Annotated in this window: 5 protein-coding genes; 2 read left to right on the top strand and 3 right to left on the bottom strand. The window is 46.0% G+C overall.

Annotation, left to right across the window (positions count from 1 at the left end; genetic code table 11):
* Positions 1-24: 24 nt before the first annotated feature.
* Complete coding sequence (locus BN8908_RS10350; protein WP_068690451.1) at positions 25-3,453, bottom strand: ATP-binding protein; 3,429 nt, start codon at positions 3,451-3,453, stop codon at positions 25-27.
* Positions 3,454-3,725: 272 nt separating this feature from the next.
* Between BN8908_RS10350 and BN8908_RS10345 the strand changes: the two genes are divergently transcribed.
* Positions 3,726-4,214, top strand: a complete 489-nt coding sequence (locus tag BN8908_RS10345; RefSeq protein WP_021987442.1) for a Dps family protein — start codon at positions 3,726-3,728, stop codon at positions 4,212-4,214.
* Positions 4,215-4,380: 166 nt separating this feature from the next.
* Here BN8908_RS10345 and rlmD read toward each other — a convergent pair whose 3' ends face one another.
* Together rlmD and BN8908_RS10335 are read right to left on the bottom strand one after the other, a co-directional pair.
* A complete protein-coding gene (gene rlmD, locus BN8908_RS10340; protein ID WP_068690449.1) occupies positions 4,381-5,784 on the bottom strand; it encodes a 23S rRNA (uracil(1939)-C(5))-methyltransferase RlmD in 1,404 nt (467 codons plus the stop codon).
* 83 nt (positions 5,785-5,867) lie between these two features.
* Complete coding sequence (locus BN8908_RS10335; protein WP_021987444.1) at positions 5,868-6,560, bottom strand: SIR2 family NAD-dependent protein deacylase; 693 nt, start codon at positions 6,558-6,560, stop codon at positions 5,868-5,870.
* Positions 6,561-6,773: 213 nt separating this feature from the next.
* Between BN8908_RS10335 and BN8908_RS10330 the strand changes: the two genes are divergently transcribed.
* On the top strand, positions 6,774-14,771 hold the full coding sequence (locus BN8908_RS10330) for an immunoglobulin domain-containing protein (protein WP_068690444.1): 7,998 nt from the start codon (positions 6,774-6,776) through the stop codon (positions 14,769-14,771).

Below are 14,771 nucleotides of genomic sequence, written 5' to 3'. Positions count from 1 at the left end.
TTCGGCTGGGATTATTTTTGCCGGTTATAGTATGAGGTATTTTTGCAGATACTGAATAATCAGCTTTTTCAGACCGATTGCATTTACCGGTTTAGCCGTGTAATCCGTGAATCCGTTTTGTTTGATCTGGGATTCGTCCGTTGCAAATGCATAAGCCGTTACAGCAATAATCGGAATCGTATCTGAGTATTTACGAATTTCCCGGGTTGCTTCGTAACCGTCCATTCCGGGCATTTTGATATCCATCAATATCAGATGCGGGTGGGTGGTCTTGAACAGTTTGACAGCTTCTTGTCCGTTCCATGCATGTACTAACTGATACTCTTTTTTCAGAATGGATTCGAATAGCTGGAAATTGCTGGGATTGTCTTCTGCAATTAAGATGATCGGCTTTATGGTTAATAAAGATTGTTGAACGATACCGGTTTCCGGTTCTTTCCTGCCGGGTAGCTCTGCCGGTTGATAGGGGAGAGTAAACCAAAAGGTCGAGCCTTTGCCTGGTTGGGAAATAACGCCGATTTTTCCTTTCAGATGGGTGATAATCATTTCGCAGATCGCCAGGCCGAGGCCGGTGCCTTGTTTAAAAGAATTGAGCTTGACAAAACGGCCGAAGATTTTTTGCTGTTGATCGGCTGGAATGCCACAACCGGTATCGGAAACAAAAAAGTAAAGGGTTTCCGGGTCTTTTAGCTCGTATCCGAAGGTGATTTCGCCTGTGGCGGTAAATTTTACGGCGTTGGTGAGGAAGTTTGTGATTACCTGTACCACCCGGTTGTAATCCGTAGAGATAACACAGGTATCCATGTGTTTCGTGTATTTCAGTGCGACTTTTTTGTTCTGCATTTTGAGCAGAAAGCTTTGTTCGATTTCATAACACATTTTATTGATATCCGTAGGCGCATAAGAAAATTCCAGTATCCCGGCTTCGATTTTGGAAAGGTCGAGAATATCGTTAATCAGTTGCAACAGTAATTGATTGTTATTTTCAATAATGTTAACATACTCGTTTTTTTCTTTGGAATCTTCGGTGTTGACGAGTAGTCCTGAAAAGCCGACGATTGCGTTTAACGGGGTGCGGATTTCATGACTCATATTGGCCAGGAAAGCTGATTTCAGCCGGTTGCTTTCCTCTGCTTTTTCTTTGGCTCTGATTAGCTCCTGCTCGAGTTGCTTGCGCTCGTTGATGTACATCGATGCGCCGACAATGGTTGTCGGACGTTTGGTTTTGGGGTCGCGTTTGCCTATAATGGCATAGCTTTCCATCCAAACCGGTTTGTGTGAATCCTGTATCTGGCAACAGTATTGTTCGTGGTAGATTTCTGTCCGGCCGGCGATAATGTTGAGCATTGCTTTTCGTATTTTAGCGCGGTATTCCGGAGTGATATACTGAAATGTGTAGTTATCGATCTTAATGCTCGAAGGGAGTTCTATGGTGTCTGTCAGTTTGCGATCTCCCATTTCGAAGTGTAACGTATCAGTCTTGGTATCTATCGTCCAGGTCAGGAGGTTTACGGCCTGCGTGACCATTTCATATTTTTGGGCAATTTCTTCCAATTCACGGCGGTTGCGTTCGGATTCTGTCAAGTCGAGAGCAGAACTGACCAGCCATGTTTGGGAACCGCGGCGGATGATTTTTTTATACATCAGGATTTTCTGTTCTTCCTGGTCTTTTATTTTAAGGGTAAAAAGCCGGGGAAACGAAGCCGGATTTTGGATGAATTCCTGGTCTAAGCCCGAAAATGTCCGGAAAACTTCCGGAGGCAGGACGTCTTTTCCCGTTGTTCCGATCAATGTTTCGTTTTTTGTTTGAAATAGTCGTTCCGAGCTTTTGTTCCAAATGACATATTTTATCTCATTGCCCAGGTGTTTTACGCTTGTCGGTACAGGCATACTGTTCAGAACGGAATCGAGAAATTTTAGATTTTCTTCATCTGTCAGCCGGCGGTTTTCCGATTCGGAGATATCGTGAACCAGACAGATAACATGTCGGGAATCATAGTGTATGATTAATGTATGCAGAAACATCGGGTCTCCGGAAAGGTTTATGATGTTCAGGTTGGCTCGCTGGGTTTCTCCGGTAACGATGACTTGTCGGATTTGTTCCAGGAGTGCTGTCGCATCCTGGGGATTGCGGAAGAGTTTTTTCAGGTTGGTTCCTTCTATTTGTCCTTCACCCAGAAAATGGGTGGTATGTCTGGATTTATTGACCAGTTTACGGATAATTCCGTACTCATTGATCAGTAGGACGGGATTTTCCAGCCCGTCGGTCATGCGCTGCATTAATTTGCGCTGTAATACATTACGATGCTGGAAATGGGAATAGAAGATAATCAGAATGAGCAGCATGATGATGCCCGACCAAATATGGGCTTTGTAGCTATCGTAAAGGGTGGGTCGGGTGTTGAGGTATACGGCGTTTTTGGGAAGAAGGTGCGGGTCGATATTGTACCACAGTAGGTGGGGATAGTCGATATAAGTTTGCGCGACACCACTGTTGCCGGGTGGTAAGGAGGAGGCTGGGGTACCTTGAAGTATAAGTTTGATACGTTGGTAGGCCGTTTTGATCAGGTCGGCGGCACGGATGTAGTGGCCTCCGATACAATTATTTCTGTCTTCCTGATCCTTTAACGTGAAAACAGGTACTTTGGCAAAGTTGCAAATGATGTTTTGTATGTTGTCGACCAGGCTTGTTTTGTCCTGGGCTTCGAATTGCCTGAACCAGGAAAAATAGAGAATACCTGTCGTTTTGTCGAATTGTTGTAACGTATCAAGTAATTTTTCCGTGGAAATCTGGTCGGACCGCAATTGTATCAATTGCAATCCGGGATAATACTCCTGTATGCTCTGTTTTACGGCTTGTCTTGCTTCCATACTGATAAAACGATCGTCGGAAATGAATGCCAGGCTTTTCATGTGGGGAAGAATCTGTTGCATGACAGCAACGGTTTCTTTGACATAGAAAGGGACCTGTAAGGTGGTTACTTCATATCCTTTGTTGAAGTCTTCGGCCAGAATGCTGTTGGAGTCTGTCAGGATTTCTTTGTTGAGAAGAGCTTTTAGGGTCAGAGGTAAGCGGGCTCTGGAATAACATACTAAAGCGGGTATACCTTTCCAGGCTTTTTTGAAAATGGGCGTACATACGATCCATCCCGGATCTCCGATGAAAATGACTAGTTCCGGACGCTTTTTATAGCGTGACAGTAATTTTGATCGCAGTGCTTCTGCTTCTTTTTCGTTTTGTAAGGTCGGTATGGATAGTTCTTCACTGTAACAGGAAATATCTTTGAAGTCCCGCGTAAGGTTTTGCTTGATTTCTGTTCGCAGAGTTTGCGTCCAGTGGTCGTTGAAACTGGCAGAATTGAATAATAGTACATATTTCCCTCTTATTGAATCTTGTCCGCAACAAGATATAGTAATGACAAACCAAAACAAAAATAGTAAAGTGTTTTTCATGAATACACACACGTAATTTTTACAAATATAGGAAAATAAAATAAATTTAAGATTTATTTATGATTTAATTCTATAAGCTATGAACTGTGGGACAATGCGGAAGAGCTGTTTCTGAATTGTCTGGCCGTGTGAAAATGGTGTCCGGATACAAACCGGAATAGGGGAATTCGGAGAGGCAGCAGCGAAACTCTTCCTGAATTTGTGTAACAAAAGTTGTTTTCCTGCGTTTATAGGCATACTAAAAAGAAGTTTAATTTTAAATGAAGTTTATTATGGCAGCAAATATCGGGTTGGAACCCAAAACAGTGAAAGCCAGTAAAACGGTATTGAATAATCTGTTGGCAGATCATTTTGTATTGTTGGCAAAAACTTGGAATTACCATTGGAATGTAAAAGGCGTAAGTTTCCATTCATACCATGTTTTTATGGAAGATTTGTATAACGGTCTGATAGAGGATATCGATTCTATCGCTGAACGAATCCGCTCTTTGGACGAACGTCCTCTCGGGTCGTTGGCCGGCTATCTCGAACACAATCGTATCAAAGAACATTGCGAAACGGAACCGTTGCCGGAAGCCAAAAAAATGTTGGCTATTCTGAGTGAGGATAACGATACTTTAATCCGCGAGATAAGGAAAGATATCGAACAGTTGGAAAAAGAAGAAGATACGGATGATGCCGGTACGACTAATTTTCTGGAAGATATGATAGAAAAGAAGGAGAAGACAGCCTGGATGATCCGTGCTTATCTGGAAAAATAATCGGAAAATCAGGTATATTGAAATGATTTGCAGATATTTTTGATGATTTGCTTTACGGCCGGGAACGGCTGGGTAAAAGATAAACTTTCGGTTTAGATTGAATTTTTTAATCGGAACCGAAAGTTTTTATCTATCTTTTATTTTTAAACCACTTGCAGCAGAAGGATTATCTTTTTTCCAGAAGTACGATGTTCTCTACGTGATGTGTGTGGGGGAACATGTCAACGGGCTGAACGGCCGTTACTTTATATTGGGAATCCATCTGTTGCAGGTCTCTGGCTTGCGTGGCAGAGTTGCAACTGACATAGACGATTCGCCCGGGGGCCGCGTTCAGTATGGTTTGTACGACATCCGGGTGCATCCCGGCACGGGGAGGATCTGTAATGATTACGTCCGGATGTCCGTGCTCCCGGATGAATTCATCGTTTAATACATCTTTCATATCTCCTGCGTAGAAGAGGGTGTTGGTGATGTTGTTCAGTGCAGAGTTGATTTTAGCATCTTCGATGGCTTCCGGGACATATTCGATACCGATCACCCGGGCTGCGTTCCGGGCAACGAAATTGGCAATGGTTCCGGTGCCGGTATATAAGTCGTATACGGTTTCTTTTCCGGTCAGGCCGGCTAATTCACGTGTCTGGCAATAGAGCTTGTAAGCCTGTTCTGAATTGGTTTGATAAAAGGATTTCGGACCGATTTTGAATTTCAGGTCCTCCATGGCTTCGAAGATGTGATCCTGCCCGTGATAGCAGATGATTTCCTGATCGGTGATTGTATCGTTGGCCTTTTCATTGATGACATACATCAGGGATGTAATCCGGGGGAACTGTTGTAGTAATGTGTTTAGCAGGGCTTCCCGGGCTTCCCGGTCTTCATGGAAAAAGGCGAGGATAACCATGGTGTCGCCGGTAGATGCCGTTCGGATGATTAATGTACGCAAAAAACCTTCCTGATTCCGGATATCAAAGAAAGGGAGTCCTTGGGTGATAGCATATTGTCTGATAAAGTTACGGATCTCATTAGAAGGAAAGCCTTGCAGGTAACAGGTTTCGATATCTACGATCTTGTCGAATAATCCCGGAACGTGGAAGCCTACAGCCGGTGTACGTGCGATTGATTCGTCCCGTCCGATTTCTTCCCGTGTCAAAAAACGTTTGTTGCAAAATGTGAATTCGAGTTTATTGCGGTATTCCCGGGTTTTCGGGGAACCGATGATCGGACGAATGTTTTGTAATTCTATTTTTCCGATGCGTTGTAAGTTGTCGATGACTTCCTGCTGTTTGAATTCAAGTTGTTTCTCGTAAGGGAGGTTTTGCCATTTACAACCGCCGCAAATACCAAAATGAGCACAAAACGGCTCGGTTCTCCATTCGGAAAGTTTGCGGATGTTGATTACAAATCCTTCCAGGAAGCTTTTTCTCTTACGTGTTACTTGCACATCGACGATGTCTCCCGGTACGGTGTTGGGGACGAATAGTACTTTTTCATCGACGTAGGCAATGGATTTACCTTCTGCTGCTATTTTTTTTATTTCAACATTTTCCAATACTGGTTTTTTTCCTCTTCCCATATATAATTTGTGATTGATTTAAATGCATTCGATTTTTTGATGCTGTTATTTATTGTTATCTGAAAGCAGATGTATGTCGGGTTTTAATGCCGGTTGCTTGTCAGAAGTATTTTTTTCAATTCTTCCACCCCTGCAGAAGCTCCTTTTTCAATGAGGTGAAATCCCCATTGCCGGGCTTGCTGTGGAATTTTGGGATCAATGACGAAAACAGGAATGCCGTCGGGGGCATAGCTGAGCAGGCTGGCTGCAGGATATACGGCTAAGGAGGTTCCGATAACGACAAAAATGTCGGCCTGGCGGACAAGTTCTGTAGCCGGCTCTATATTGGGGACTGCTTCTCCGAAAAATACGACATGAGGACGTAGTAACGATCCGTCTTCACAACGGGTTCCCGGTTTTAGTTCCCAGTCTTCCAGGTCATATATCAGACTGGGGTTTTTACTGCTTCTTACTTTTTTCAGTTCGCCATGCAGGTGCAACACATGTTTGCTGCCTGCCCGTTCATGTAAGTCATCAATGTTTTGGGTGATGATCTGCACATTGAAATAATGATCTAGCTCTGCCAGTCCGATATGTCCGGCATTGGGCTGGGCTTTATAAAGTTGCTTGCGTCTTTCGTTGTAAAAATTATTGACGAGTTCCGGGTTGCGTTCCAAAGCTTCGGGAGTACAGACATCTTCGATCCGATAATTTTCCCATAATCCATCGCTGTCCCGGAATGTTTTGATTCCGCTTTCGGCACTCATTCCGGCACCGGTCAATATAACTATTTTCATATTTCGTTTTTGTAAAATGTCTCTCTTTTTCTTTGTTCTCAGAGTTTCCGCTTTTGAATCTTCAAATTTTCAAATCTTTATCTGAAATTCCAAACAAAGATAAAAAATATATTTTGAGCCCTGTTTTGGGTGTAATTGTTGTAAAAAAATGCTAGATTGTTCTATAATTAATTAAATTTGTGAATTAATTTGCGCGCAAATTTCTTTGTCGTTATGAGTGTCAGGAATAAATCAAATCATATATATATTTTTTTCATCGGCCTTTTTGCTTTATTATTTGCTTATCCTTCTTTTTCTCAGAGTATAGGAGACCGGGTTGAGCTGGATACATTTTATCTGGGAATGCGTGTGGCGGATACGATCTGTGTCGGTGAAAGTGTGCGTTTGTCTTGTGATCCGAAATATGCGGATAAGGATATCCTGTCTTATGAATGGATTGATGTGGAGACGGGAGCTGTGGTGTCGAGGATGCGGGATTTGGTTGTCAGTCCGAAAAAAACGAAGAAGTACGTTTTATCGTTCCGGTATTTGAGCCGGAGTCCGGAATTGGTGACCAACGGAGATTTTGAAGCCGGGAGAACCGGTTTTACGACGGAATATCGCTTTGTCAATACTACACCCTGGAATGCCGGTTCGGAATTATGGGACGAAGGAACCTATGTGGTCGGTAGAAACCCGCAGACTTATCATCCTAATTTTATCAGTCTCGGAGATCATACGACGGGGAGGGGTGAGATGCTGATCGGTAATGGAGATCCGTCGCGCAACCGCATTGTATGGACACAGGATATACAAGTGGTTGCCGGGGAAATTTATGCTTTTTCCACATGGGTGAATTGGGTGAACCGGGGAACGGGAAATGCCAGTCCCTTGTTGTATTTCAGAATCGGAAATCAGGAAGTGCCTTGCTATGGTAAGAACAATCAGATCAGTTATTTTGATCAGGGGAAGTGGCTGCAATATTATACGACTTATCAGGCTCTCAATACGGGGCGAATAACTATTTCCTTACGGAATAAATGTACGGACAGGAACGGTAATGACTTTGCCGTGGATGATATTTCCTTTACGCCCGTGTCGGTTGTAATCGATTCGGTTGTCGTAAAAGTCAGTCCTCAGGTGGAAATCGGTCCGTTGAGGTCGCCGGAGTATTGTGAAGGAACGAATGTCAATATACAGCCGGATGTATATGGAAGCGGTACGTTGACCTATCTTTGGAGTAAGTTGGAAAGCGGGGTTTATCAAACAAAGAGTACGACTCCGCGACTTTCGATCCCGGGTGCGCAATTGACGGATGCCGGGCATTATCGTTATGTCGTACAGGGGGTTTGTAAACCGGATACGGTGGAATTCGATCTGGCTATCCGGGAAAAAGTGCGGTTGAATGGTAAATTACGGGATACGGTCCGGGTTTGTGTGGGGGAAAAGGCAACATTGGATGCGGATTGTTTTACCGGGTATGCCATCGGTTATAAATGGAGCGGTCCCGGTTCGGGATTCAGGCCTTATACGGCTGATTCGGCTTTGTATTATAAGTCTTCTGCAAATCTGGCGGACGCCGGACAATATACTTGCCGGGTGATGGATCTGGCCGGATGCAGTGGCCTTCAAACGATATTCCGGGTGTTGGAAGTAGCGGAAAAACCGAATTTGCGGGATGTTTCGGTATCGGATACATTGGTTTGTACAGGGACAAGTGTGACATTGAATGCCTGGACAGATAATGTGGGCGCTTCGTTGTTGTGGGAAGACGTTGAGACCGGAATAACGTATACCAAAACGTCGGGAGAATCGTTTCAGGTAACGGTAAATAAGGCTATGAAATTCAGGGTATGGGCCCGTAATGCTTGTGACGATAGCGAAGCGCAGTTGGTGGAGATCGGGGTAAAGCCGGAATTAACAACGTTGAATGTGACCGGCGATCAGACGGTATGTGCCGGAACGGATGTAACTCTTTCGGCATCGGTCAATACGGATGCCGAAAGGTATGTGACGTATTTATGGACGGGCCCCCGGACAGCTTCGACAGCAGATTTATTTATCGATCTTGTAACTCCGGCAGATGCCGGCCAATATAAAGTGACGGTAACCGATGAATGCGGTCATACTTTACAGGATTCTGTAAATGTCGGTTTAATGAATGATTTGGACGGACTTCGCGGTCCCGGAAACCGGGAGGTGTGTGCCGGGGAATCGGTATCGTTTACCTTATCGGGTGGGGGCAACAGTCTCCGCTATGTATGGATGACTCCTGCCGGACAGCGTGTGCCGGCCAATCCAATGATTATAAATAATGTGCAGGCGACGGATGCCGGAATATATATCTGTTGGGTGACAGATCGCTGCGGTCATTCGCAGCCTTATACGACTAGTTTGCTGATCCGGCCGGAAGGAAACATCACCCCTTTGGCAGATAAGGCTGAGGTCTGTCCCGGGGAAACAGTTGCGTTTAAGGTAAAAAAGGAAGGAACGGGAGGATATTACGAATGGTTTCGCGATGGAATGCCGATTGGAACCGCAGATCAGGATTTGATTCTGACTTCCGTTACCAGTGCGGCAGCCGGTGACTATGTGTGTGTCTATACGAACGGATGTCCCGGAAATGAGAAAAGAATCGTTTGTAACCTGGGGGTATGGGATGCCACCCGGATTGTTTCCCGGAGTCCGGCACAGTATGTACAGCCGCATTCGCCTGTGAACCTGTTTGTCAATGCAGAAGGAGAAGCTAATGAGTATGTGTGGACAATAGGGGATGTGGAGGTCGGTCGGGGACCGGTGTTGAATATTCCCGATATAGGAGAGGCCGGAACTTACCTTTATGTGTGTACCGTTACCGGTAAATGTGGAAAATCCTGGATTGCAATACCGGTGAATGTAGACGATTATATTCATTTGACAGAAAATAAATCCGTCGTTTTATGCGAGGGAGTAAAATATGCTTATTCGGCAGAATTGTTACCGGTGGGGTGTACGGCGAGTTCGGATATACAGTATTCCTGGAAATTTAACGGACGGGAGGTGAGTGATAAAAAAGCGCTTTCTTTTGCGGATTTTTCGGAAGCCGATGCCGGAACATACATCTGTGAGATAACGGGAACCTGTGGTACGGCCCGGCTGGAATTAACCGTATCGGTACTCCGAAAACCCGTATTAGCCTCTTTGAGTGTGGATAAGACGTTGTATTGTGAAGGAGAAGATGTGCGTATCCTGACGGGTGCGGATGTCGCTTCGGGATTGACTTATTCCTGGCAGAAGGATTCGAAAAGAATACCCTGGAACGGGGAGACTTTGATTTTGAATGATGTTTTGCCGGTTGATGGCGGTAATTATACCTGTAAAGTCGAGAATGTGTGCGGTAATGACGAAAAGAGTGTTGCCGTGGTTGTGAAACCGCAGTTACAGGTAGCTCCGGCAGATTCTGTGTTGGAGCTGTGTATCGGAGATCCGGTGCGTTTGTCAGTCAGGGCGGGTGGAGAGAATATTGCTTATGCTTGGTCAGGACCTTCGGCAGAAAATTGGACCGGCGGAGATAGCCGGGAGTATTCTAATTCCGGTATTACGGCGGACGGAGCAGGACGCTATCGGTGTCATATAACGAGTATCTGCGGTACGGCTACCGTTTATCGGACACTGAGGGTTGAAAGTGAACTGGCGGTCAATGTCCCTGCCAGCCGGACGGTTTGTACTCATACGGATCAGGTTCTTGAATTACGGACAAATTTTGAAGAGAATGTAACCTGGAAATGGATATTGCCTGACGGGACGGTCAGCGATCAAAGGATTTTGTATGTGAACGATGTCGTTAGCTCCGGGGTATATAAATATGAAGTGGAGAGCCGGTGTGCCCGGAATAGCGGAGAGGTCAGCCTGAACGTTTATCCGGAAATGGGAGCCTTGTCTTTTACGCCTGATACCGCAGTATGCGAAGGTGGAACGGTGAATCTGAGTGCTTCGGTCAGCGGGGAAGGCATTTCTTACCAGTGGATGGGTCCCCGGGCTTTTGTGGTGAATGGGGATAAAGCGACGATTGCCGGAATCACTCCGGGGCAAGCGGGAGTATATGAAATTGTGGTTACAGATATCTGTAACCGGAGTAAAAACGGAAAAACTGACGTTTCCATTTTAAGGTCACTCGAAAATATAGAAATTAGCCGGGATACGGCTGTTTGTCCGGGAGAAAACATACGTCTGGAAGTGAAAAAGGGGGCTCCCGGTATGGCTTATGAATGGCGCTTTAAAGGAAGTGTGAAAGGGAGTGATGCGGCATTGGAGCTGACGGCTTTGGCTGCTGCCGATGCGGGGGATTATATTTGCCGGACGACCGGAGTATGCGGAGTTCGGGAAGACACAGTACATGTAGATGTATATAAGCCGTTGGTGGTGACTCCTGCTCCACCTTTAGCTCCCGTGTGTCCGGGAGAGGATGTCATGTTTACTGCAGTTGCTGACGGTGAATCGCTGCGTTATGTGTGGAGTAAAGAGAATGCCGGTTATGTCGGTACGCTCGATCCTTTCCTGCAATTGCGGGATGTGCGCCCCCGGGATGCCGGTACTTATTTTTGTGATATTACATCGTCGTGCGGGACTGCCCGTCTGGAATACGAGTTGGACGTGTTGCCGTCAACTCTGATTGTCGGTGCTCCGACCTATAAGCATGCCAGTAAAGATACGTCGGAGACGCTGACTGTTCGGGCGGAGGGAGATCATCTCACTTACGAATGGCATCGAGATGGCGTAAAACAGGCTTGTGATTCGGCCACATTTGTTCAGGAAGCCTTACATTATGTGGATACATTGTATTTTATGTGTATAGTCAGCGGTACCTGTGGAACCGATACCGTATATACGACACTTGATGTCGGCGATTACCGGCTGGCGAATTCTTCGCCGGATACCATATGTGCCGGAAGTAGTTATGCTTATTTGGTGGAGGTGGTTCCGTATGATTCTCCTTGTTATGGAGACGAGCCGGCTGTGTACACATGGTACCGGAACGATAGCGGGGTGAACGATACGATTAAAGGTGCCGGTCAGGTGTTACGTTTTCGGGATGTACAGCCCGGGGATGCGGGTACTTATTATTGTCATGTGTGGCGGGATTGCGGGGATACGACTTTTGCCTTGACATTGGTTGTGTTGGATGTACCGGATGTGCATTCGATCAGTGCTGTGGATAGTATTGTCATTGAAGGAACGGATTATGCCATTGAGGTGACGGCTTCCGGAAGCTCGCTTTCTTATAGCTGGGCAAAAGATGCTGTACCTTTGAGGGGAGAAAACAGGCCAATACTGGAGTTTTTGCCGGCAAAAGTGGAAGATAGTGGGAAATATACGGTTACGGTTGCTAATAAATGCGGGTATTTTTCCCGGAATTCGGTATTGAGGGTCTATGAGAAGACAATCGTGACTTCGCCTAAACGTCAGGCTGTTGCGGTATGTTATGGGGAACAGGCAACTTTCAGGGTGGAGGCTGTTGGAAAAGACCTGATGTATCGTTGGTATCTGGACGGGCGGTTGCTTGCCGCTTCGTACGATAATTTCTATTGTCCGGAAGATCAGACCGTATCAGGAGAGTATCTGTGTGAGGTTACAGGGGTTGCCGATGCGGATTCTTGTTATATTTCTTTTACGGTGAATTCGTTACCGCAAGTGCTGTTCAATGGAAATTTAGCGGTTTGCCGGGGTTCTTATCTTCAGGAATATAGCAGTGGCGTAGCGAACGGTGTGGCTTATGCCTGGACTTTTGCAGGGGCGGAAATCATCGGAAACTCAACCGATAGAGTAATACAGGTAAATTGGAACGGAGTAGGAGAAGGCGGAAAAATTAATCTGGTACATACGGATTTACTTACCGGTTGCCGGAATTCGTTGGAAAAGGAGGTAATATATCAGGAATTGCCGGAAGTGAATCTGGTGCTTCCGGAAATGGTGGGATATTGTTTTGATTCTCTGGCTTTGAATCAGGCTTGGCCTTCCGGAGGACAGTATATCGTGAATGGTTTTCCGGAAACGGTGTTGCAACTTACCGATAAATCGATTGATTATCAGGTTGTATATACTTACACAGATGCGACTACCGGTTGTGCTGCAAATGCGGACAGAACCGTCAAAATCGCTCCGCAACCCATTGTCCGTCTGGAAAAGAGAACGGATATGACAGGGCGTTGCCATACGCTTCCTTTGAATGTGGCGGAAGCGACTCCCGGAACGATCCGGTGGGATGGAGATGTAGATTTGGATGTTACCGATCCTTTGCATGCCGTTTATGTACCTTCGGATCAGGATCCGGAAATTCTTTATTTCGAGGTTTCCCTGGAAGATGGTTACGGTTGCCGGGAGGAGGATTACGAATACGTAACTTCAGTGCCGTTACCCCGGATTGCATTACCGGCAGATACGATTATCGGTAAATGCGATGCAGCGGAAAAGATATTGGAGATTCCGGTGGAATACCGTACAGGTTGGTTGGAAGACATCCGCTGGTCGCCCGATACCAATGTGACGGATTTGAGTTATTCTTCGGCTGTTTTGCGTTTTACACATTCCGGGAAATATTTATTCGAAGCGACTGTTCTTGATGCTTTAGGATGTGAGAGTAAGGATACGATGAACGTGACAGTATCCGACGGACCGACGGTAGCGAGCCGGGACGTCTGTTACGGGGAAGCCATTCATGTGGATTGCCTGGATTACGATTTTGTGTGGAGCGACGGATATGGAGCGGCTTACCGGGAATTGAGGGATACTGGAAGCGTGAGTGTCCATCTGGAGGATACCCTGGGATGCCAGGCCGATGCTTATTTTTCCGTCCATCCTTTACCGGAATTGAGTTTGCCGGATACGTTGCTGATATTGAAAGGAGAGACGTTATTGCTGCAACCGTTACTGGATCCGAAGTATGCGCCTTATCAAATCCGTTGGCAGGACGGTAGTACGGATACAGAATATACGGTTAGCGAAGCCGGAGAGTATGAAGTGGTTGTAGCCGACCGGCTGGGATGTGCTACAGTGGCCACGGTTGTCGTTTCGGATAGGATGAAGATTCTTTCTCCGGAGGAACGTAAAATAATTCTTTGTTTTGGAGAAGGTGTGGATTTCGATGTGAAGGTACAGGGGGAGGCAGAGGAGTATAGGTGGTATAGAAACGGCGAGCTTATGGAAGTATCCCGAAGCAATATCTGGAAGTTGTCCGGTCTGACAGAGGATGCCGAATATATGTGTGAAGTTATCGGGCCTTCGAATTCCGATACTTGCCGGATGAGTGTTGCTGTAAAAGCATTACCGGAAGTGTATTTGCCGGAGGATAAAGTGGTGGATGTCTGTCGGGAAGACCTTACTTACCGGATCGAAGGACGCTATGTAACAGCGGCGTTCGATACCTTGTTCTGGTATCCCGAAAATAGTGTCCGGCAAACGGGAAATGCTACCGGAGAGGTTGTTTTCCGGGATCCCGGAGAATATGAATATAAGCTTACTGTCAGAGATATATGGGGATGTGAAGGTTCCGACACCATCCGTTTTTCTGTCATCGGGCCTTTGGTTATCGAAGGAAAAGAAGTGTGTGCGGGAGAAACCATATCTGTCGATTGCAGCGGTTATCCTTTTGTGTGGAATGACGGTTATAATCAGGCGTACCGCCAGATTTCCGAGGTCGGACAGTATGTATTGCGGGGAACCAATCCGTACGGTTGTGTAACGGAGGCTGTTTTTGCCGTCCATCCGCGACCGGTATTCGAATTGCCGGATACGCTCTATTTGTATGCGGGGCAACGTCATCTTTTCGAAGTGAATCCGGATGAAGTGTACGGGCCTTATTCGATTCGGTGGTCCAACGGCATATTGGGAGAGTCCTGTGAGATCAGCGACGAAGGATCGTACAGTGTAGAGGTGACCGACCGGGTCGGTTGTACTACCCGGAAAACGGTGGAGGTAATTCGTCCGGTACATTATTATGCTCCGAATGCCTTTTTACCGAATAGCAGCGGGGAAAATTCCCGTTTTTATCTGAAGGATGTCAATTTCTCGGAGCCTTTCGAGATGTATATTTATAACCGGTGGGGAGAATTGGTATATAAGACTAAAATGATTGGTTTTGAAGGGGGATGGAACGGAGTGTATGAAGGTGTTGATTGTTTGCCCGGTGCCTATGTATGGGTTGCTTACAGTGGTGGAAAGGTGTTGGGTAAAGGTACGTTGATGTTGATTAGATAA

The organism is Culturomica massiliensis, assembly GCF_900091655.1.
In the GTDB taxonomy this organism is placed as follows: Bacteria; Bacteroidota; Bacteroidia; order Bacteroidales; family Marinifilaceae; genus Culturomica; species Culturomica massiliensis.
Note: the sequence above shows the minus strand (reverse complement) of the source record. Positions and strands in the feature narration are given on the sequence as shown.

Bases quoted from the DNA above. Each gene is read 5' to 3' on its own strand.
- rlmD (WP_068690449.1), bottom strand. From the start codon at position 5,784: ATGGGAAGAGGAAAAAAACCAGTATTGGAAAATGTTGAAATAAAAAAA.
- BN8908_RS10330 (WP_068690444.1), top strand. From the start codon at position 6,774: ATGAGTGTCAGGAATAAATCAAATCATATATATATTTTTTTCATCGGC.
- BN8908_RS10335 (WP_021987444.1), bottom strand. From the start codon at position 6,560: ATGAAAATAGTTATATTGACCGGTGCCGGAATGAGTGCCGAAAGCGGA.
- BN8908_RS10350 (WP_068690451.1), bottom strand. From the start codon at position 3,453: ATGAAAAACACTTTACTATTTTTGTTTTGGTTTGTCATTACTATATCT.
- BN8908_RS10345 (WP_021987442.1), top strand. From the start codon at position 3,726: ATGGCAGCAAATATCGGGTTGGAACCCAAAACAGTGAAAGCCAGTAAA.